The organism is Silvimonas terrae, assembly GCF_014202765.1.
Taxonomy (GTDB): Bacteria; Pseudomonadota; Gammaproteobacteria; order Burkholderiales; family Chitinibacteraceae; genus Silvimonas; species Silvimonas terrae.
Genome location: NZ_JACHHN010000002.1, coordinates 277,196 through 297,849, shown reverse-complemented (window position 1 = coordinate 297,849; position 20,654 = coordinate 277,196). Strand labels below are relative to the sequence as shown.

The following is a 20,654-nucleotide window of genomic DNA, read 5'->3' as shown; positions in this document are numbered from 1 at the left end:
GCCAATCAACAGTGCAAGGCGATAACGGCGGATTTCATGCCGCAGCTCACCCGCGTTCATGCGTGCAGCGCCAGTGCATGGGCCAGCGCCTGGTCAAAATCATCCAGGTCATAGATGTGCTCCAGCCTGGCCTCGCGGTCCACCACGTGAATGGCGGCGTTATGAATAAAGCCGCCGTAGCCATCGGGGATGACCACAATGCCAAACTGCCGGAGCAGCAGATCCAGACTGGCGCGGCCCTTCACGGTCGCAAAGTGCCACATGGCGGGATCGGCATGCATGCGGCTGGCGTAGCTGGCCAACACGGCCGGGGTATCGTGCTGCGCGTCAAAGCTGATGCTTAGCAGCCTGACTTTTTGCTGCAGTCCATGTTGCTCGATATGGGCTTGTGCTTGCTGAAATTGCTCCCCCAGCACCGTACAAATGCTGTTGCAGCGGGTGTAGATAAAGTCGATCAGTACCACACGCCCGTCCAGACGCACATACTGATCAAGCCGCTGCTGCTTGCCGGTTTCGTCCATGACTTGCAACGCAGGCAATGGCAAGGGATGGTCCATGATGGCGTGCCGACGTAATGCCTCCGTCGTCCAGCCCTCAAAACCGCGCGTCAACAATGCAGTGGTGATCAGCGCACACAACAGCAGGCAGCAGGTCAGCGTGATCGTGGGGCCCAGACTGCCGTTGAGCCCGTCAGCGATATTTTTCAAGATCCTGCCCACCGTTCCACGGCGTGGTTTGCGCCTTGGTGAGGTCGCGGCCTTTCGCCACAGCAGCCGCATCAATCGCCACGCCTTTATTGCCCCATTGGCTCCTCACGTGAGTCGCTACCGCAGCAATTTCGGCATCAGAAAACCTGGCGCCGAAGTTGGGCATCTCGCCATTGAAAGTACTGCCCTTGACCGTAATGCTGCCCTTGATGCCATGCAGCAGAATCTGGATGGTGACATCCGGCTTGCCGTTGAGATATTCAGAACCTGCCAACGGCGGAAATGCACCGGGCACACCCAAACCCGTGGCCTGGTGACATGCAACGCAATTGGCCGCAAACAACGCAGCCCCATCTGCGGTCGCGCTTTTTACCGGCGCGGCCATGTCCGCCAGCACCCGCTGATCTCCCCATGTGCCAGGCAGATTGAGCGGCGTTTCGGCGATGTAAACCACGCCAAAGGTAAACAAGGCCGCAATCACCAGCATGATGGCAAACGGCAATGGCTTGACCTGCTCGTTGGGGTCGGGGTTTTCGCGCCGTTGCTGCACGGTATCGCTGTCTTGCTGGCTCATCGCAGCACTCCCTGCCCGGCCACCGCTGGCGCTGAAGCAGCGGGCGGCAACACGGGTGCGTTATCGATGGGATAGGTGTGATCCAGCGACAATAGATAGGCCACCAGGTCGAGCGCTTTGGGTGTCGCCACCACCACGCCCGAAGCCGGCCGCCATGCGGGTGGCAACTGAACAACCTTGTCACCCGGTGCGGCTTTGGACTTGATCACAAACAGGAAGCGGTAGCTGGGCATGATGCTGTCTTTGACATAAGCCCGAGGCTGGTACAAATGGCCCAGATGCCAATCCACACTGGGCTGCCGCGCGGCGATATTGAACAGGTCCGGCCCGGTGCGCATCGTGCCCAGCAACACCGGCCGATCGTAGTAATAGTCCGCCGCAGTCGGTGCCCTGCCCCAACCGCGCTGGAGGTCCGGTGCCTGACTGAGGCTGCGGGGTTGCTGGGAATGGCAGGCCATGCACTCGTTTTGCAGGTAAATCTCGCGCCCGCGTTGCGCTTGTTCCGAGTACGGCTTGAGCTTGTCTGGCGGACGCAGGTCACTGACTTCCGTATACGGAATCACGATCAGTACCGTGATGGTCAGCCCCATCATGAAAGAGGCCCCGACCAGCAGGCCCTCGCTGTTCATCAAGTTCATGATGCGGCCCCTTCCGGCTGCGTGGCCAGATTGGGTGCAAGGCCTGGTGGCATGGCATCCCGCCAGAACAGGGCCTGGGTATGCCGCTTGGGGCCCAGCTTGAACACCATGGCTAGCACATGCACCGCAAACACCACATGCCCCAGCGTCATCATGCCGCCGCCGATGGAGCGGCCAATCAACCAGGGCCGGGTGACGGTCACGGAATCAATGAATGGCTTGCTGGCATCCAGCATGGCCAGCCCCTGCAGCACCCCGCCAATCGTGAGCGCCGTGAAGTACAGCCCGAAGCCCAGCACCACCAGCCAGAAATGCAGCTGGATTGCCCATGGGTAAGGCCACTCCCACCCGCGCACCCGCGGCAGGATGAAGTAAAACGCGCCAAACATCACCATGGTGACAAAGCCGTACAACCCCAAGTGCGCATGGGCCACGGTAAAGTGCGTGAAATGGGTCACGGTGTTGATGGAGCGCAGCGCCTCAAACGAACCCTGCAATGAACTGAGCGTGTACATCATCCCGCCGATGAGGATGAAACGCAGCGTGGGCGAATGCACCCACATGCGGAAATGGCCGCGCATGGTCATGTGCTGGTTGATGGTGAACGCCGCCACCGGAATGATCATCATCATGCTTTGCACGATGGAGAGCGTGATCAGCCAGGCCGGCGCCGGGCTGCCTTCAAGATGATGTCCACCCACCTGCCCGTAGAAAAAAGCCAGCGTCCAGAAACCCAGCAAGGACAGGTTGTAGTTCTCAATGGGGCGGCCAATGATCTTGGGCAGCAGATAATAGATGGTCGCCAGTGACAGCGGCGTATAGAACAGCCCCAGTACGTTGTGACCAAACCACCAGTTTGCGGTGGCTTGTTCGATCCCGACATGCACCGGCATCTTGGCCACGATCAACAGCACCGGAAACCAGAACAACGCCGCCGACATATACCAGACCGAGACATACAGATGGCGGGTGCGCCGGTGCCCGAGGGTGTCGAGCAGCGGGATGCCGACCATCGCACCACCCACCACCATGCCGGTGGCGATGGGCAGCGGAATCTCCAGCCATTCCAGCCCGCTGTTGTAACCGGTGGCAATGGCAATCAGCCCGGCCAGCAGTGAGATATTCCAGATTGCCCCGCCCAGAATGGCCCACCGTCCGCTGCGCAGCGGCGTTTTCAGAAGGCGCGGGAGTATCCAGATGCAACTGGACAAACAGGCCATGGGCGCCCAGCCGTAGGCAACGGCATTCAGGTGAATGGTCCGGGTCACGCCAAAGCCCAGCCACATGGAACCTGTTAACCAGTCTGGCTGGTGCAGCTTGATGGAACTGATCAGCCCGAAGGTAGAGGCCAGCAAAAGCCAGAACACCGCCGCGGTCATCATGATCAGCACAATCAACGATGTCGATTTGTCAGACTCGATGCGCGCCAGAATGTCAGCCTCATCGACATGCTGCCCCACCTGGGCATGGCCCGTGCTGCTGGACTGCAAGCGGGTGCGACTGGCGGGCGTGCCGGCGGGGTCTTCAACGAGGCCGACTTCGCCTGCACTGAAAATCTCGCTGGCTGCTTCCTCACCCCCGGTCAAGAGACTGCGCCCGTTCGACCAGATAAAAAACATCAGCCCCAGAATGGCAATCACGAAGGCTGACAACAACATCCCCAAGGCATTCATGTTCATCGTCCCTCAACTTGGCGTGAGGGCACCATAAACGCGGCCCGGGCATGACCACATCCACCCTTGGTCATACCCCGCGCCGCACAAGCCGCCGGGGGGGACTTGCTGCGAAAAAATCTGCTGGCGCTTACGGCTTTGGGCATAGACCAGAGGTCTTAGGTCGATCGCCCAACACATGTGCGACACCATCGAACGATTCCGGCGCTTTTCTGGTGTGTCACCCTGCGCAACAAACCGCAGACTTCCACTGGTGATTTCCACTCCTCCGGACTCAAGACCATGAACCGATACCCTCTTCTTTCGCGCAGCGTAGCCACCGTTGTGACCGCACTGATGCTGGCTCTGCCCGGCATGAGCACCGCGGCGACCGTCGGCCCCACCCCCGCAGCCGTGGCCGCTGCCACCGCGCGCACTACTGATGGCAAGATCGACGTGAATGGCGTGCGCTACCACTACCTGATCGCCCAGGGTCACGGCACGCCCGTGGTCTTGCTACACGGCTGGGGTTCCACCTCGTACATGTGGCGGTTTGTCATGCCGCAACTGGCCGCACGTGGCTATACCGTGATAGCCCCGGATTTGCGCGGACTGGGCGACACCAGCAAACCCGCCACGGGCTACGACAAGGCCAACATCGCTGAAGACATCCGGGATCTGGTCGCCAAGCTGGGCTACGGACCAAAGATTCACATCGCCGGGCATGACATGGGCGGGATGGTGGCGTATGCCTATGCCGCGCAACACCCGACCGAGGTGAAAACGCTGACCATTCTTGATGTCCCGCTCCCCGGCATCGCGCCGTGGAATGACATTGTACAAACACCGCGCGTGTGGCATTTCGCTTTCTTTGGTCAGCGTGATGTCGGAGAAATGCTGATGGCCGGGCACGAGAAGGAATTCATGGCCTGGTTCCACAACAACGAAGCCGTAAACTCGCGCGCGTTTACCAACGAAGTGGAAGCCGTCTACGCCCGCCAGTACAGCATGCCGGGTGCCATGCGCGCCGGTTTCGAGTACTACCGCGCCTTTCCGCAAGATGTGATTGCCAATCAGAAATTTGCCGAGCACAAACTGACCATGCCGGTATTGGGTATTGGCGGAGATGGCAGCTTCGGCCCGATCATTGGCGCACATCTGCAGAACGTGGCCACTGACGTTCACGTGGCACAGATCAAGGGATCAGGGCATTGGGTGGCCGAAGAGCAGCCGGAGCAAGTGACGGCTGCCCTGGTCGGGTTCTTGCCGCCCGCCGGCAATTGAACCCAAGTGAAGCAAGGCGGCGGGCTAACGCGTCAATCCATCGACCAGACGCTGGGCCAGCCGCGGCTGTTGCAGTTTTTCCAGCCACCATTTCAAGGCTCGACCGGCCAGTTCTTCGCGCCAGGCCACGTACAGGATATTGGGCTCGCGTGGTTGGGCGGTGCGTTTTTCAATCAGCTTGCCCTCCTGCAACAGGTGCGCCACCCGATGACGCGGCAACCACCCCACACCGAGCGCTTCGCACTGGGCCAGCATCTTGGCCCGCATGCTGGGCACCGCTAGCGCGGGTTGCCCACCCAGCACGCCATACACGCGGCCTTCTGTTTGCCTGGAGCTGTCGGCCACCACCACGGCGCGGTGCGCAGAGATCGCCTCACGGCTCAACGGTTCTGGCATGGCCGCCAACACATGTTTGGGAGAGACCGCAAAGACCCATTCCAGTCGCCCCAACTCGCGCCAGCTCACGCCGGGCATCTTTTGTGGTTCGTTGGTGGCACCAATGACCAGATTGGCACGGCCATCCCGCAGCGCCTCCCAGGTACCGCCCAATACTTCATTGGTAATGCGCAAAGGAACGCCGGACTGGAGTTCGTCGAAATCCCTGATGACCGGCAACAAGGTTTCGAACTCCATCAGCTCGTCAGTGACGATCCACAGGCGCTCTTCCCAGCCATTGGCCACCTGGCGCACCCGCTGCATGGTGCGGGCCGACTCCTGTTGCAGCCGCGCGGACTCGTCCATCAGCAAGTTACCGGCCGGCGTGAGTTGCAATCGGTAATTGCGCCGATCAAACAGCAAGGCATCCACGCGAGACTCCAGTTGGCGCGCGGCATGCGACACCGTAGACGGCGCTTTGCCCAGCTTTGCCGCCGCCCGGGAAAGGCTGCCGGTATCCCGAATGGCCTGGAGTAATGCCAGCTCTTCTGCCTGCAACATGTTCGAAAGTCTCGCACGAATTCAGTCTTTCGATAGTACGGCAACGTGCTTGTTCTGGTCGAGTATAGGGGCAAGCACTCACTGGCCCGAGATCAACCCACAGGAGCAAAGCCATGCACATCTCACCACCCTCACTTGATGGCCAATTGCGCTTGAGCAATCTGGCGCTCGCCGTCGCGGATTTGCCAAATATGGTGAATTGGTATCAATCCGTGTTGGGTTTCAAGGTCGATACCGAAGGCGAGTTCCCGATCGTCGGTGCCCGTTACGCCGTGCTGGAAGGCGCCGGCCTGCGGATTGAACTGATTACCCGTACTGGCGCCAATTTCCGGCCGGTTGACCGCAGCCCACCGCCGTTTCATCTGTCGCAATTGGGCTGGAAGGCGTTGGTACTGCATAGCGAAGACCTGAAAACCACCACCGCTGTTTTGCGCGCCCATGATGTCGAGATTTGCTGGGCGGAAGAAAAAACCACAGAGCATCTCAAATCCACACTGATTCGGGATCCGGAAGGTAATTTCATCAATATTTTTGGCCCGTTGCAGGACAACTGAGGCGGGATAAAGGTGACACCGCCGCTTTGGGTCTGGACCCGTACCCGGCTTTTGCGGAAAGATTCAGGGCATGGACATTCACATCACCCTGCAGGGCAAAACCGATCTGGCTGGCCAGATTTACCGTCAACTACGCGCTGGCATTGTTGACGGCCGTCTGCCTGCGGGCGAGCGTTTGCCCTCCACCCGCGATCTGGCCAGCCAGCTCAGCGTGTCGCGCAAGACCACGCTGGATGTGTTTGAACGGCTGTTGTCAGAAGGCTTTTTGCAAAGCCGGCCAGGTGACGGCACTTTTGTGGCGGATGGCCTGCAACGTATTCCGGTCAGCGCGCCCATCGTGCATCGGGCTCGCCCAACTGCCTTGTGGGAGTCCTTGCCGGCTGCGCTATCCATGCCCGAATTTGGCAGCACGCCACCGCTCGACTTTCTGGGTGGCGTGACCGATAAATCGCGCTTTCCATTTGAGCCGTGGCGGCGCTGCCTGAACCACGCCCAACGGCAGCAAGCTCGTGGCCGAGCGGCCTATCATGACCCAGCCGGCGAGCAAGAACTGCGGCTGGGGATTTCCCGTTACCTGGCTTTCAACCGCGCGGTCACCAGCAATTGGCAAGACGTGATCGTGACGCACGGCGCGCAGCAAGCGCTGGACTTGCTGGCGCGGGTGACACTGAATCCGGGAGATGTCGTGGCCATGGAAGAACCTGGCTATCCACCGGCACGTGCCTGCTTTACTGCGGCCGGGGCAAAAGTCATCAGCGTGCCAGTCGATGCGGAGGGTTTGCGGGTTGATCTATTACCCAAGGAAGCCAGGCTGGTTTACGTGACCCCTTCGCACCAGTTTCCCCTGGGCATGCCGTTAAGCCTGGATCGGCGCCTTGCCTTGCTGGAGTGGGCCCAAAACACGGGCGCTGCCATTGTTGAAGACGACTACGATGGCGAATTCCGCTTTGATGGACGCCCGCTGGAATCGCTCAAGTGTCTGGACCGCTTTGGTCTGGTGGCCTACGTCGGCACGTTCTCCAAGACCATGTTTCCAGAATTGCGGGTGGGCTATATCGTGCCACCGCTATCCCTTTCTGGCGCGCTGTTAAAAGCCAAACAGATTGTCGATTGGCATAGCTCCACCTTTACCCAGGCGGCCATTGCCCGTTTCATACTGGACGGCGATTTTGCCAAGCATTTGCGGCGTATCCACAAGCAATACGAAGCCCGACGGGACGTATTGCTGAAACACCTAAAGGGGCCGCTCGCCGCCTGGCTGGAGCCAGTCATCCCTGCTGCCGGCATCCACCTTACCGCCCTGCTCAAACAAGGTTTGACTGAAAGTAGCGTCATCGCGGCCGCACGCGAACAAGGAGTGGGTCTGTATGGTATTTCGGGCTTTTACGCTGACACAGAACCCCGCCAAGGCCTGTTGTTTGGTTACGGCGGTATCAGTGAAGAAGAGATCGAAATCGCCATGACCAAGTTGGCTGGTGTCTTCCGTTCCTTGGAATGATCAGCCGATTCTGTTCTGTAGCCTGGTAATAAGCAATTAAAGCGGTCAGCGGTTCCGGTGGAGGCGCTCCTCCTGCATCTGGGGGCTAATCGGCCTGAGCGGAAGTTAAGGCCAGTGTGCTAAATTGGCCGTTATCGGACAGAAGCGGTCTACCGGCCTCATCGCCAAAACAACCAGTCGCACATATTCATCCACGATTGGTGGATGCGGCTAGAGTCAAGCAAGCAGAAAATTTGCGCTTAAAGGGAAATGCATGCTGATGGATCAAAGCATAAATTTGGAGAAATTGGCTCAGTCTTTTTCGAATGAGGATCTTTCGGCTATAGACTTTGTAGAGAAATATCTTTCTCTCCGTCGAGATTTTCTTGATAAGAAAATTACGCTTAGCAGTGCAGCGGAAAACCTTATGGAAAATCTATTTTGGCCAGTTGAAGATTTCGAACCGGATCCAGAAATTTTCGATAAAGCAGATGGCCATATCGAAGAAAATGAGTTTCGTAACAGAGTAAGGGCTATTTTGATTTTTTATTGACTTATAAGTAATGATTTAGCCGGACCTCCCCTGCGGATAAGTTGCGACCGAATGGGCAGAAATTGCTGGATTGGATAACCCGATAGCGAGATGGCCAGCGCCTGTACTGGCGTACGTAAACACGCCTCACACCATAGGCTGTTCGGCCAACGCGTGCTTCTCGGCCGAAGCGGACTTTCCACTGCACGAGCACAGACGTCCGCTTTCGGCTATCAACGGCCGTGCGATACAGGATCAGTGATGGAATTTAAATTGGAGTGAATAGCCGCCAGCATAAATGTCGGTCTAGCAGATTCTCCCGTAAGTTGACTGGCGAGCTTCGAGCCGTTGGCGAGGTTAAATGTTTCGCTGCCCCTTGCGTCACCTATACCAAGACCGGTTCAACTGTGGGGAGGAAGGCAGTTGTGGGTAAGCTTTAGCCAGTCATATTATTTGAACGGGGGCTCCTGCTCTGTAAGTCCCGCAATGATCGGGGGAACCACATCAGCCAACATTACCGGAGGCAGTGCATGGAAGTAGTAACTATGCTCGTGGAGCACTGTTGGTTAATTGGTTATGCTTTTTTGATCCTTGGGTCTTGGGTTTTATATGCTCGTTTACTGAGCGTTCTTAGAAAACGGCATAAAGAATTATATTCAAACTTAGCCCCGACAAGCCCCCAGGTGATGGATTTCGACGCTACATCAACAAGACTTAGCTCGTTTATTTGGTCGTTCAGGTTTCTTCAAATAAAGGACATTGAAGTACGCATATATTGCTGGCTCTTGGTATTGGCTACGATTGCTGCTCTTGTTATTTTTGTTTTTATGCTTTTCTGAAGATAGTCCGCACAAACAACAATGCCCACCATCGAGGTAGGCGTTGTTGTTTCCGTGGTTGGGCGCTATTTGGCAGGAACTGATGTATCCGCACTAGCCCCCACCCGGCTGTTTAGAGGTTGTAAACCCTGAATTATCCCGCCGTGCTAGATACGTCAAATCTCCAGCGAAGGGCTGCTCAGTAGCCGTAACTGGACATGCCTGCTAAAAAATCGGAAAGTCCGCTCAGGCCGATGACCTGCCTGAGCTTGTTCATCGCCGGCGGCAAGTCGGCCAAAACTGACGTTCGACGGCTCGATGAAAAATGGCCGCTTACCTATTGGAAGAGGACTGCCCCGGCTCCTGTAGGCAATCCTGCCCTATGCCTGGCCGCAAGGTGGTAACGCGCAGACGGGCCGGCTTAACGCTTGCCGGCCGCCTCTTCTCGCCGGCGCTTGGCTTCTTCCAGCAGGTAGACCTGGTAATCGTCCAGATCACCCGCGAAATCGCTGACCCCACCACGCGACACCATCCAGAATTCGTCGCACACCGCGCGAAGCAACGCCCGGTCGTGGCTGACCAGCATCACCGAGCCTTCGAACTCGTTCAGCGCTACGCTCAGCGCCTCGCGGGTGGCGAGGTCCAGATGGTTGGTCGGTTCATCCAGCAGCAGCAGGTTCGGCCGCTGCCACACGATCATGCACAGCACCAGCCGCGCCTTCTCGCCGCCGCTCATGCTGCCGACCGCCTGCTTCACCATGTCGCCGCTGAAGTTGAAGGTGCCGAGGAAATTGCGCAGCCCCTGCTCGCGGCAATCGTTGGCCGACGGCCGCATCGCCGCCGGGGTGTCGCGCACCAGACGGAACATGTGCTGCAGCGGATCGTCCTCCGGCCGCAGCACGTCCAGCTCCTGCTGCGAGAAGTAGCCGATATTGAGCCCCTTGCCGCGAATGATTTCGCCACCGACCGCCTGCAGCGCCTCGGCCACGGTTTTCACCAGCGTCGACTTGCCCTGGCCGTTGGCACCGAGAATGCCGATACGCTGCCCGGCCAGCACGGTGCGGTTCACGTTGCGCACGATCACCGTCGGCGGCGTGTCTGCCGGCGCGCCCTCCGGCGCCGGATAGCCGAACACCGCGCCGGTCATCGACAGCATCGAGTTCGGCAGGCTCTGCGGCTCTTTGAATTCGAACTGGAAATCGGCATCGGCCAGCACCGGCGCGATCTTCTCCATCCGCTCCAGCGCCTTGACACGGCTCTGCGCCTGCTTCGCCTTGCTGGCCTTGGCCTTGAAGCGATCGATGAACTTCTGCAGGTGCGCCATCTTTTCCTGCTGCTTGGCCAGTGCCGCTTGCTGCAGGACCAGCTGTTCGGCACGCATGTCCTCGAACTTGCTGTAATTGCCGCCGTAGCGCACCAGCTTGGCATTGTCGACGTGCAGCGTCACGTTGGTGACGGCATCGAGGAATTCGCGGTCATGGCTGATCACCACCATGGTGCCGGCGTACTGCTTCAACCACGCTTCCAGCCATACCAGCGCGTCCAGATCCAGGTGGTTGGTCGGCTCGTCCAGCAGCAGCAGGTCGGACGGACACATCAGCGCCCGCGCCAGTTGCAGCCGCATGCGCCAGCCGCCGGAAAAGCTGTTCACCGGCTGCTGCAACTCGGCGACGCTGAAACCCAACCCGAGAATCAGTGCCTGCGCCCGTGCTGGCGCGTCGTGGGCGCCGGCATCGTTGAGCGCGGTATAGGCGTGCGCCATGCGCATGTAGTCTTCACCGGCCTCGGCCTCGGTCACCTCCTGCTGCGCGGCGAGCAGGGTGGTATCGCCTTCGACCACAAACTCGGTCGCCGTCTGCGCCGTTTCCGGCATGTCCTGTGCCACCTGCGACATACGCCACTGCGACGGGATCGACACATCGCCGCCGTCTTCGTGCAGCGTGCCGTTCAGCACCGCGAACAGCGAGGATTTGCCGGCGCCGTTGCGGCCGACCAGGCCGACTTTCTCACCGGGATTGAGCGTCACCGACGCGTTGTCGAGCAGGACTTTGGTGCCGCGGCGCAAGGCCACGTTTTTCAGAATGATCATGGGAGGCGCCGTGCGGCAGCAGAAAACAGGTTACGCCGCGACCAGCGACAAGGCGGGAAGACGACAGAAAAGTGGCCAACGTTGGCCGCATCATGGCAATGGTGCAGCGCCGCCACATGCTGCAAGGCAATAAAAACGGCACGGCGCAGATGGTAACACGCCCCTGCGCGCTTCAAAGGGGAAGAAAGTTGACGTTCGGTGCCGGCAACAGAGAAATGGCCGGTATGCGACTCTGAGCAGACTTTCAGAACAAATGGGGTAACAGACTGCTTAGGCCGATTTGCCGCCAGCGCCCCCCGGCGGCTCATCGGTCGAAGCGGTCTTTCCACAACACAAGCAGGGACGTCCGCTATCGACCCAACCCGGTCATGGCTGGCTGGAAGAAGCAGGCGTTTGGAAGCGTTTGAGTTCAGGGGTGCGCCGACTCAGCAGGTACAAGCGCGATTTAACCGGGAGTGCCGAAGGATATGCCGTTGGTCTATTTCATTAGTACATAGTCATATTCTTACGTACTACCTACCGTAATATTTGCCCCCGGTACGATTTTGTACCGCTTGTAACTATCAAGACACACGCAACGTGTACGGGGGCTATATGACGTTCACTACGCGCCGGGACAGGCGCGAGACCTATAACCGTGGACCACGGGTTACGACAATCGCACTGGCTGTATCTTTGTTGTTTCCGCTGAGTGCTTCGGCTGCGGTGTATACCGTCAGCAGTGAAGCCCAACTTCGCGATGCCATCACGACCATCAACAGCACTAGTGACGCGAACGCCGTCATCAAACTGGCAGCCAGTTTCACAGTGAGTGGCACGGTATCATTTTCGGCAGCGACCCAGCCCATCACGCTGGACACCCAAGGGTTTGTTCTGTCAAAAGCCACCACCAGTACCATCGGGCGGTTCACCACGAATACCAATGGGGTATGGACCTTCAACGGCAACTACACAGGTCTGGCCGGCACAACGCCCGCCATGGGTTTGTCGCTGGCGGCTGTGGGGTTTCAGGGCGTCAATATCACCAATGGGACGATCAGGGGTGGCGACCAGTCTGGTGCCACTGGCGCGGGTGGCGTTGGAGTGACATTGGTGAGCGGGGCCCCTTTGACCAACAATGGTTCGATCAAGGGCGGTACTTCCGTCAATTTTGATACCACCAGCAGCACGCTGGGGGCCGGTGTTTCGATGGTTACCGCGACCTCGCTGGTTAATTCCAGCACTGGCGTTATTCTCGGTGGTGATGGCTCCGGCGGAGGGGTTGCAGGCGCAGGGGTAAGCGTGTTCTCCGGCGCCACTGTCCGTATCGTGAACAATGGCATGATCCGTGGCGGGACGGCACTGGATGCCAATACTATCGGTGGCAATGCCATCCGGATTGGCGGGGGTACGGTGACCCTCACCAACACGGGAACACTAGAAGGCGGACGGGGCGCAGCGGCCTTTTCGGCACTTTCCAGCTCGACCATCAACATGGTGAATTCCGGAACGGTGATTGCGGGCGCGGGTTACGCCAATGCTATTGAGTTCGGCGCAACGGCGACCAGTGTGGCCACGCTGGAACTGCAAGCAGGCTCCAACATCATTGGCAACGTCATTGCCAGCCAGAGCGGCACCAACGACACCTTCAAACTGGGCGGCAGTACCAACAGCGTGTTTGATGCCTCCACCCTGGGTGACACCGCGCAGTACCGGTATTTCGATACCTTCATCAAAACGGGCACCAGCACCTGGGTGCTGATCGGCACCGATGCCCTCACCCTGCCGTGGACGGTAGACCAGGGTACTTTGCAGATCGGTAACGGCGGCACGGATGGCAGTATGGCCAGCGATGTCACCGTGAACAGCGGCGCGAGCCTGGCCTTCAACCGTGCGGATACCTACACCTATGGTGGCACGATCAGTGGCGCGGGCGGTGTCAGCCAGGTCGGCATGGGCACCACGGTGCTGACGGCGGCCAACACCTACACCGGCACGACCAATATCAACGCGGGCACACTGCAAGTGGATGGCTCCATCACCAGTCCGGTGTCCGTGAACGCGGGTGGTACGCTGTCTGGCTCAGGCGTGGTCACCGGCACTGTAACCAACAGCGGCATCGTGATGCCGGGCAGCAATGGCGCCGGTGTGCTGACGCTGGCAAATTACATTGGCAACAGCGGCACGGTGCGCATCGCTACCAGACTGGGTGGTGACAGTGCCACGACCGGTCTGCTGGACATCACTGGCGATACCGCCGGCAGCAGCTTTGTGAAGGTGGTGAATGTCGGCGGCACCGGCGTGCAGACGGTCGATGGCATCAAGATCATCGAGGTGGCCGGCGTTTCTAACGGTAGCTTCACCCTGGTGGGCGATTATCTGTACAAGGGCACGCCCGCTGTCGTGGCGGGTGCCTACGCATACCGCCTGTACAAGGGCGGCGTGAGCACCCCGGCGGATGGCGATTGGTACCTGCGTTCCACGCTGGATGAGTCTGACCTGACCAGTACGCCGAGCACATCGACGCCGGCGGCCACGCAGCCGTTGTATGCGCCAACAGTCCCGCTGTATGAAGCGTATTCCCGCCTGCTGCAAACGCTCAATGAACTGGGCACGCTGCAAGAGCGCGTCGGTAACCGCAGTTGGTCGGTAGATGCCACGCACGAAGGCGGCATCAGCCGTGGCGCCTGGGCGCAGATTGACGGCCAGCACGCGCATGACGATCCACACAGCAGCACGGCCGCCATGAGCCAGAACATCCGCACCTGGAAGTTCCAGGCGGGTATCGATGCCCCGGTCTACGAAAGCAATGCGGGTTCGCTGGTGGCTGGCGCTACCTTCCAGTACGGCACGGCCAACTCGGATGTCCGCTCGGACTTCGGCACCGGTACGGTGGATGCAAAAGGCTATGGCTTTGGCGGCACGCTGACCTGGTATGGCAACAACGGCTTCTACCTGGATAGCCAGGCCACCATCACCTGGTTTGATACCGACCTCAACTCCACCGCGCTGGCCCGTCGCGTGGCGGATGGCAACGGTGGTCGGGGTTACGCCGCCAGCCTGGAAGCCGGCCAACGCCTGCCTCTGGAAAACGGCTGGTCGCTCACACCACAGGTGCAACTGGCCTGGTCACAAGCCGGTTTTGACAGCTTTACAGACCCCTACGACGCACAGGTCTCCGCCGACAACGGCAGCAGCCTTGTGAACCGTGTTGGTCTGTCGCTGGATCACGAGCAAAAGTGGATCGCCGCCAACGGCAAAGCCAGTCGCTCGCATCTCTATGGCGTGGCCAACGTCTATTACGACTATCTCAATGGCACCTCGGCACATGTCTCTGACGTGACCGTCGAGAACAAGCTGCAGGCCTGGTGGGCTGGCGTGGGCATGGGCGCATCGCTGAACTGGGATGATGACCGCTACACCGCTTACGGTGAAGTACTGGCCCGGATGAGCTTGCAGGATGTCGGTGATAGCAACGCGCTGGGCGCCCGTGTGGGTATCAAGATGAAGTGGTAAGCCATGACTGAACCACGTAGAGGGCAACGCTTGTATACGGCAGGACCATCGCTTTCATCAGCCAGCGATAAGCACTGCAGTGCAAAGCAAAGAAATGGCGGATGACAGCAAGGCTGCTTACTGCGCTGAAGTCTTTTCAGAAACCAGAAACCCCAAACACAACGGGCCACCTGGCAAAGGTGGCCCGTTTGTGGGTTGGCGCGGGAATGGCAACCGAACCGAACTGACCCGGCGCTGATCGAGGCCAGAGGTTCAGCAACGCGCTGTCAGTCGTCGTCCATAGAAGCCATCCCGATCCCCGGGGAGCCCTTTTGTGAGGGCGGGAAATCCTTCATGCTTTTCTGGAACGCTTCAATGTACGGCTGCAGGATGGGGATCACCCAACTGCGCTGTTGCTGCCAGCGGAAGTGGTCACCGGCCTCGGGTGAGCGTTCGTACGGATCAACCTTGATGTCGATCACCAGACCGCCCGGGATCTGGCTGGCGGCTTCCATCCATTTGTCCTTGATGGCGGTGTGGATCTTCCACTGATCAACCCGCACGGCGTTCATGCTGGTTTCCGCAAAGTAGAAGAACTCATGCCGTTTTGATTTGCCATCGGGCTGGGTCAACATGTCCAGCTGGTTGTAGCCATCCAGATGGTTCTTGAAAGTCCGGTCGCCCACCTTCAGGCCTGTCAGCAACTGGGTTTTGACATCCGGTTTGCCCACCGCCGCCATCAGGGTCGGCAACCAGTCTTCAGAGGTCATGAACTCGCCGGTCCAGGTGTCTGGCTTGATGTGATCCGGCCAGCGCACCAGCATGGGCACGCGAAAACCGCCATCCCAGGTCAGGCCTTTCTCACCCCGGAAAGACGCGGCGCCAGAGTCTGGCCAGTGCGACAGGTTTACCCCGTTATCTGAGGTAAACAGGACAATGGTGTTCTTGCTCAGGCCTTGCTGGTCCAGCGTATCCAGCAGCTTGCCCACCAGTGAATCCAGCTGCATGACCGCATCGGTGTATTCGGTGTGCCCGCTCTTGCCCAGCCACTGGTTACTGACGTGAATCTTCTGGTGCATGCGCGACGGGTTGAACCACAGAAAGAACGGTTTGTTGGCGGCTTTCTGTTTTTTGATCCAGTCGATCGACATGTCGGTAAAGGTGTCATCAACCGTCTTCATCCGTTCGATGGTCAGCGGGCCTTCATCAGTGATTTTCTGCTTGCCGACGCGTCCCCAGCGCGGCTCTTCGGTGGCGTCATCCGTATTGGTTGCCACGGCGTGGATCATGTTGCGCGGGATACCGGGGAAATTCGGGTCTTTGGGGAAGTTGGTCATTTCTGCCACTTCCATCACGTTGAGGTGATACAGAAAACCATAGAACTCATCGAAACCATGCACGGTGGGCAGGTATTCATTGCGATCACCGACGTGAGACTTGCCAAACATGCCGGTCGCGTAGCCCTCCGCCTTGAGCAACTGTGCCAGGGTTACATCAGTGGCTTGCAGACCGATTTTTGCGCCAGGCTGGCCCACAGCGGTCAGCCCGGTGCGGATCGGATATTGCCCGGTAATGAACGCAGCACGCCCCGCCGTACAACTGGGCTGGGCGTAGTAGTCCGAAATCATCATCCCTTCTTTGGCGATGCGGTCGATATTGGGTGTGGTCACCGCGCCCAGGCCACGGTTATAGGCCGAGACATCCATCGGAGCCATGTCATCGACCATGATCATGACGATATTGGGTTTGTCTGCAGCCCAGGCGGAGCTTGCAGCAGCAAGACACACGCCAAAGCAAAGCAGGATATTTCTCAGAAATTGCATGACCGTGCCTCACGTAGTGAAGATACCCTCCCGACACAACGTGCAGGTGACAGCGACATTGGGATAGACCGGGTTGAGATCGGTATAGCACAGCATGTTCAACGGCACCTCGCAGCGTTCGCCACGGTGCATTGAAAAACGATTCGGCTATCCGGCTCATTGCTGCCTCTGAACTGCGCAAGTGCGAACGACCGCTCAGGCCGCTGCCCGGCAGCATCGGGAGCAGGCGCGAGACCTTATATTTCTGTCTGCCCGGATAGTGCTTCTTCGAAGAACGAGGACACCAGCAGACTCTGCCTGCGCTCTTGCAGACAGTACACAAAGGTTTCTGTGTAGATGGGGTCGCCCTCAATGCGGATGGGACGGATGGAGGGGTGAGGGATGAATTCCGCCTCCGAGACCATGCCCAGCCCCAGCCCGCGGATAACGGCTTCACGCAGCGCCTCGCGGCTGCCGATTTCCATGGCGTTCTGCGGTTTGACGCCGGCCTGTTGCAAGACTTTTTCCAGCGCGGTGCGCGTGGTTGAACCCTTTTCCCGGCGCAACAAGGGCTGCTGCTGCAGTTCGGCCAACTCAATGCTTGAGCGATGGGCAAACGGATGATTGATATTGGCGAACAACACCACCGGATGGCGTGCATATTGGTGGACCGCAAAACGGGGGTCGTCGTTATGACCGGCGAGCACGGCAATGCCTGTCGACCAAAACAGCTTTTACGGGTGATCAACTGGAAGAACCAGTAGCTGATGTGCTCAGAGGAATGCTCGACCGACTGGAACGCATTCTTGCTTCCAGCCTGCAATCCAAAGAGAGCCAGTCAACTTTGACTTGCTCGCCGGAGAGCGCGGCACGGCTACTGGTGACCTTCACCCGCGGGCTTGTGGTTATTGAGCGTGTATATCAGGACACAGACCGTTTAAAAGCAACGGCGGCGTCCCTGCTGGATATTCTCATTGCCTCACGCAGTGATCTTTAATTCCAAGTTCGCCTGCCCTGTTTGATCAGGGGGATTGATGGAGAGTGCAAATCAATAGGGTACCCGCCCTCACCCGCTCAAGCCCGCTCCCGTTGGACGCTCTTGATTGCATTTGCAGTCATTTATAGTCTTTTCAGGTACATCCACGGGCCCTGGATGCAATCATCCCTGTTCAAGCCGTGGCAAGCTCTGGCGAGTGCCAGGCCCGCCTGGTTTTCTTCTGTTGATTTTCACGCCGCCACACGCCGGTGCTGGCACAATGCACCGGACCCGTAACGCTCCCGAATCCTGGCGGACCCTCGCGATATGAATGCCGTGCGCAACTTGCTCAAGAACGATTCCACCCCCACCAACAAGCTGGCCCAGATCATGGGTACGGCGACGGTTCTGGGCTTGCTGTATTTTGGCCGGGATGTGCTGATCCCCATTACGCTGGCCATTATCTTGAGCTTGCTGATCGCGCCGCTGATCCGCTGGTTGCGCCGCGTCGGGTTCGGCCAGGTGGGCTCGATTGTGGTGGCCGTCTCTGGCCTTTCTGTCGCGCTGACGTTTGTAGGCCTGGTCATCGGCTTGCAGGTGATTCACATGGCCGCCAGCTTGCCGCAGTACGAGGATACGATCCGCAGCAAAGTGGTCACGCTGGATGAAATGACCCTGGGCAAACTCAATCTGGTGACCGGCCAGGCCAACCGGGTGATCTCCCAGATGTTTGCCAGGAATGAAGACGCCACACCTGACCCGACCACCCAGGACGCCCACAACACGGCCAACAAACCACTGGCCGTTACTGTGCAACAAAGCCCGCCCAGTCCGTTCACGCTGCTAACCCGTATCGCTACCTCCGTCTGGGGGCCGCTGGAAACCGCCGGAATCGTGTTTGTGGTGTTGATCTTTGTGTTGCTGGAGCATGAAGCCCTGCGCGACCGCTTGATCCGGTTGATTGGTTCTGGCGATTTGCGCGGGACCACCATGGCGGTCAATGATGCCGGCACGCGGTTATCCCGATTTTTTGTGTCGCAGTTTGCGGTCAACATTGCGGTAGGCGCGCTGATCTGGCTGGGTTTGAGCTTGATTGGCTTATCACAAGCCTTGCTCTGGGGCGTGATGGCAGCGGTGCTGCGGTTTGTGCCCTATGTCGGCGTATGGATCGCCGCTTTCTGCGCCACCTTGCTGGCAGCCGCCATTGCGCCAGGCTGGGAAATGGCGGTGATGACGCTGGGCCTCTTTCTGCTGATTGAGGTGCTGGTCGCGCAGTTGATTGAACCACAACTATATGGGCATACCACCGGCCTCTCGCCTCTGTCTGTAGTGATCGCCGCGATTTTCTGGAGCTGGATCTGGGGCCCGGTGGGGCTGGTGCTTTCCACGCCGCTGACGCTGTGCCTGGTGGTGGCCGGACGTTATATCAAGGGGCTGCAATTTCTGGAAATCCTGCTGGGTGAAGTCCCCGCACTGACCATGCCGGAAAACTTCTATCAGCGCGCCCTGTCAGGTGATGCGGATGAAATCATCGCCAGCGCCCGCGCTTTTCTCAAGCGAAAACCCCTTGCCGTGTATTGCGATACGGTCTTGCGCCCTGCGGTACACATGCTGGCCATGGACTACGCCAGCAAAACCATTTCACGCGCAGAGCAAAAACGTGTGAGCACGGTGATTGGCACGGTGATTGAAACCCTGAGTGGTTCTGGCAAGCCGGTAAAGGGCAATCGCCGGCAATCGGTACTGGAAGAAGTCAGCCTGGGCCGTCAGTTGCGCGCGCGCCGCGAACAGCAAACCGGCCGCTGGCAAGGCCCGATCAATGCGCCGGAAGGTTCTGTTGTACTTGCGGTGGGGCTGGGTTCTGGTGGCGATGAACTGGCGGCTGAAATTCTGGTGCGCATCTTGCGTACGCAGCACATTGATGGTCGCCACCTGGCGCTGGAAGACTTACAAGGGCCTATCCCGAACGAGGTGAATCCGGAAATCGTGGCCGTGGTTTTCTTGATCAGCGTGATTCCTGAAACCGAGGGTGACCTGTTCGACAATCTGATCCAGACGTTCCGTGAACGGCTACCGCACGCCCAGATCATGGCCGCCGTGCTGGGCAGCCCGTTTGAACTGCGCGATTTGCCGCCAACCCGGATCGACTCCGCCGACCAGACCCTGCACACTTACGAAGAAATGGTGCAGGCCTGCAGCGACGTTCCTAAAGTGCAAACCCCGCGCTAAGAGCGGGATTCAAACGCCGGCGAGCCAGCAACGCCAGAGTACGGCACCCGGCAACGAACGGATAGCGGCAAAGCCTTCCGGCGCGGTTTGGCCGGCCGGCAACAGCAAGCGGACCTCACGCCAGCCGCAAAGCGTCGCGGCTTGTTGCGCGGCTGGCCACAGGGCAAACCATGCGGTCGGATCTGCATCCTGTGCCATCTGCACGCGCAAGCCGGACCCCGGTTGCAAATGCAGCAGCGCTTGTAGCTGTCCATCCCCTCGCCATAATGCCCATGCCAGGCGATCGCCACCTGGCGCCGGAGATGTCGGCAAGATCGGTGCGCTGGCCGGCAAGCGCGCGGCCAGATCAGCCTGCGCGTGGGCAGGCACCGGCGACCCATAATGGCGTGAGCCGGAAGCCCGATTTTCCAGCAGCAGGACCGGTATTCCTGGCCGGATCAGCGCGAACAACTCAATCACATCGTCATTGCGCATGCGCACGCACCCGTGCGATGCGGGTAGGCCCATGGGCTGGTCGTCTGGCGTGCCGTGGATATAGATATAGCGGCGCAGCGTATCGACCGCACCCAGCCGGTTAAAACCCGGCTGGCAGCCCGACAACCAGATGATCCGGCTCAGAATCCAGTCCCGTTCGGGAAACTGTGCGCCCAGCGCCGGGGTATGGATTTCGCCCGTAGCACGGCGGCCACGCAAAACGCTGCCGCGTGGCAAATCATGGCCGATCAGGGCGCGCACGGTATGCAGGCCACGCGGGGTTCTCATGCTGCCCTGCTGCTCCCCGATGCCCGCCGCAGCGGTAGAAACGCTGTATTGGCGTAGCAACCGGGTTTCTTCGTACAAGCGCAGGCTTTGCGCGGCAAGGTCGATCTCGATATGCATGTGTCGCCGGAAAACTGGGTAAATAAAAAACGG

The 20,654-nt window shown here is 59.1% G+C and carries 16 protein-coding genes; 7 read left to right on the top strand and 9 right to left on the bottom strand.

Annotation, left to right across the window (positions count from 1 at the left end; genetic code table 11):
- Positions 1-56 precede the first annotated feature (56 nt).
- The 4 genes from HNQ50_RS05570 to HNQ50_RS05555 are packed head-to-tail and all read right to left on the bottom strand — an operon-like array spanning position 57 to position 3,598.
- Complete coding sequence (locus HNQ50_RS05570) at positions 57-707, bottom strand: SCO family protein (protein WP_246428595.1); 651 nt, start codon at positions 705-707, stop codon at positions 57-59.
- A complete protein-coding gene (locus HNQ50_RS05565; protein ID WP_184098435.1) occupies positions 691-1,281 on the bottom strand; it encodes a c-type cytochrome in 591 nt (196 codons plus the stop codon). Before HNQ50_RS05565 ends, HNQ50_RS05570 begins: the two co-directional genes overlap by 17 nt.
- Positions 1,278-1,919 (bottom strand): cbb3-type cytochrome c oxidase subunit II, encoded by a 642-nt coding sequence (locus tag HNQ50_RS05560; protein WP_246428594.1) that lies wholly within the window; start codon positions 1,917-1,919, stop codon positions 1,278-1,280. Before HNQ50_RS05560 ends, HNQ50_RS05565 begins: the two co-directional genes overlap by 4 nt.
- The gene (locus tag HNQ50_RS05555) at positions 1,916-3,598 is read right to left on the bottom strand and encodes a cbb3-type cytochrome c oxidase subunit I (protein ID WP_246428593.1); all 1,683 of its coding nucleotides are present in this window, start codon (positions 3,596-3,598) and stop codon (positions 1,916-1,918) included. Before HNQ50_RS05555 ends, HNQ50_RS05560 begins: the two co-directional genes overlap by 4 nt.
- A gap of 276 nt (positions 3,599-3,874) precedes the next feature.
- Between HNQ50_RS05555 and HNQ50_RS05550 the strand changes: the two genes are divergently transcribed.
- Entirely contained in the window at positions 3,875-4,855 is a 981-nt protein-coding gene (locus HNQ50_RS05550; RefSeq protein WP_184098433.1) for an alpha/beta fold hydrolase, read from the top strand.
- Between the two features lie 24 nt (positions 4,856-4,879).
- Here the strand turns inward: HNQ50_RS05550 and HNQ50_RS05545 are convergent, their stop codons facing one another.
- Positions 4,880-5,791, bottom strand: a complete 912-nt coding sequence (locus HNQ50_RS05545) for a LysR family transcriptional regulator (protein WP_184098431.1) — start codon at positions 5,789-5,791, stop codon at positions 4,880-4,882.
- A gap of 113 nt (positions 5,792-5,904) precedes the next feature.
- Here HNQ50_RS05545 and HNQ50_RS05540 point away from each other — a divergent pair, with 113 nt between their 5' ends.
- The 3 genes from HNQ50_RS05540 to HNQ50_RS05530 all read left to right on the top strand — a co-directional run bounded on the left by HNQ50_RS05540 (position 5,905) and on the right by HNQ50_RS05530 (position 8,375).
- Positions 5,905-6,345, top strand: a complete 441-nt coding sequence (locus HNQ50_RS05540) for a VOC family protein (protein ID WP_184098429.1) — start codon at positions 5,905-5,907, stop codon at positions 6,343-6,345.
- A 70-nt stretch (positions 6,346-6,415) separates the two neighbouring features.
- The gene (pdxR, locus tag HNQ50_RS05535; protein ID WP_184098427.1) at positions 6,416-7,843 is read left to right on the top strand and encodes a MocR-like pyridoxine biosynthesis transcription factor PdxR; all 1,428 of its coding nucleotides are present in this window, start codon (positions 6,416-6,418) and stop codon (positions 7,841-7,843) included.
- 253 nt (positions 7,844-8,096) lie between these two features.
- Positions 8,097-8,375, top strand: coding sequence for a colicin immunity domain-containing protein (locus HNQ50_RS05530; RefSeq protein WP_184098425.1), 279 nt, complete (start codon positions 8,097-8,099; stop codon positions 8,373-8,375).
- A 1,218-nt stretch (positions 8,376-9,593) separates the two neighbouring features.
- On the opposite strand, the gene HNQ50_RS05525 is transcribed toward HNQ50_RS05530, so the two are convergent.
- Positions 9,594-11,261 (bottom strand): ABC-F family ATP-binding cassette domain-containing protein, encoded by a 1,668-nt coding sequence (locus HNQ50_RS05525; RefSeq protein WP_184098423.1) that lies wholly within the window; start codon positions 11,259-11,261, stop codon positions 9,594-9,596.
- A gap of 675 nt (positions 11,262-11,936) precedes the next feature.
- Here HNQ50_RS05525 and HNQ50_RS05520 point away from each other — a divergent pair.
- The gene (locus tag HNQ50_RS05520) at positions 11,937-14,756 is read left to right on the top strand and encodes an autotransporter family protein (protein WP_184098421.1); all 2,820 of its coding nucleotides are present in this window, start codon (positions 11,937-11,939) and stop codon (positions 14,754-14,756) included.
- Between the two features lie 266 nt (positions 14,757-15,022).
- Here the strand turns inward: HNQ50_RS05520 and HNQ50_RS05515 are convergent, their stop codons facing one another.
- Positions 15,023-16,558, bottom strand: coding sequence for an arylsulfatase (locus HNQ50_RS05515; RefSeq protein ID WP_184098419.1), 1,536 nt, complete (start codon positions 16,556-16,558; stop codon positions 15,023-15,025).
- A gap of 236 nt (positions 16,559-16,794) precedes the next feature.
- Positions 16,795-17,244, bottom strand: coding sequence for a LysR family transcriptional regulator substrate-binding protein (locus tag HNQ50_RS05510; protein ID WP_221303023.1), 450 nt, complete (start codon positions 17,242-17,244; stop codon positions 16,795-16,797).
- A 74-nt stretch (positions 17,245-17,318) separates the two neighbouring features.
- On the opposite strand from HNQ50_RS05510, the gene HNQ50_RS05505 reads away from it, so the two are divergent.
- Positions 17,319-17,534: a hypothetical protein gene (locus tag HNQ50_RS05505; RefSeq protein ID WP_184098417.1), complete on the top strand. Its 216-nt coding sequence runs from the start codon at positions 17,319-17,321 to the stop codon at positions 17,532-17,534.
- 306 nt (positions 17,535-17,840) lie between these two features.
- Entirely contained in the window at positions 17,841-19,742 is a 1,902-nt protein-coding gene (locus HNQ50_RS05500; protein WP_184098415.1) for an AI-2E family transporter, read from the top strand.
- 9 nt (positions 19,743-19,751) lie between these two features.
- Here HNQ50_RS05500 and HNQ50_RS05495 read toward each other — a convergent pair whose 3' ends face one another.
- A complete protein-coding gene (locus tag HNQ50_RS05495; protein WP_184098413.1) occupies positions 19,752-20,621 on the bottom strand; it encodes a L,D-transpeptidase in 870 nt (289 codons plus the stop codon).
- Positions 20,622-20,654: the final 33 nt, after the last annotated feature.

Coding starts and splice junctions, on each gene's coding strand:
- HNQ50_RS05565 (WP_184098435.1), bottom strand. CDS start 1,281: ATGAGCCAGCAAGACAGCGATACCGTGCAGCAACGGCGCGAAAACCCC.
- HNQ50_RS05560 (WP_246428594.1), bottom strand. CDS start 1,919: ATGAACTTGATGAACAGCGAGGGCCTGCTGGTCGGGGCCTCTTTCATG.
- HNQ50_RS05555 (WP_246428593.1), bottom strand. CDS start 3,598: ATGAACATGAATGCCTTGGGGATGTTGTTGTCAGCCTTCGTGATTGCC.
- HNQ50_RS05550 (WP_184098433.1), top strand. CDS start 3,875: ATGAACCGATACCCTCTTCTTTCGCGCAGCGTAGCCACCGTTGTGACC.
- HNQ50_RS05545 (WP_184098431.1), bottom strand. CDS start 5,791: ATGTTGCAGGCAGAAGAGCTGGCATTACTCCAGGCCATTCGGGATACC.
- HNQ50_RS05540 (WP_184098429.1), top strand. CDS start 5,905: ATGCACATCTCACCACCCTCACTTGATGGCCAATTGCGCTTGAGCAAT.
- pdxR (WP_184098427.1), top strand. CDS start 6,416: ATGGACATTCACATCACCCTGCAGGGCAAAACCGATCTGGCTGGCCAG.
- HNQ50_RS05530 (WP_184098425.1), top strand. CDS start 8,097: ATGCTGATGGATCAAAGCATAAATTTGGAGAAATTGGCTCAGTCTTTT.
- HNQ50_RS05525 (WP_184098423.1), bottom strand. CDS start 11,261: ATGATCATTCTGAAAAACGTGGCCTTGCGCCGCGGCACCAAAGTCCTG.
- HNQ50_RS05515 (WP_184098419.1), bottom strand. CDS start 16,558: ATGCAATTTCTGAGAAATATCCTGCTTTGCTTTGGCGTGTGTCTTGCT.
- HNQ50_RS05505 (WP_184098417.1), top strand. CDS start 17,319: ATGCTCGACCGACTGGAACGCATTCTTGCTTCCAGCCTGCAATCCAAA.
- HNQ50_RS05500 (WP_184098415.1), top strand. CDS start 17,841: ATGAATGCCGTGCGCAACTTGCTCAAGAACGATTCCACCCCCACCAAC.
- HNQ50_RS05495 (WP_184098413.1), bottom strand. CDS start 20,621: ATGCATATCGAGATCGACCTTGCCGCGCAAAGCCTGCGCTTGTACGAA.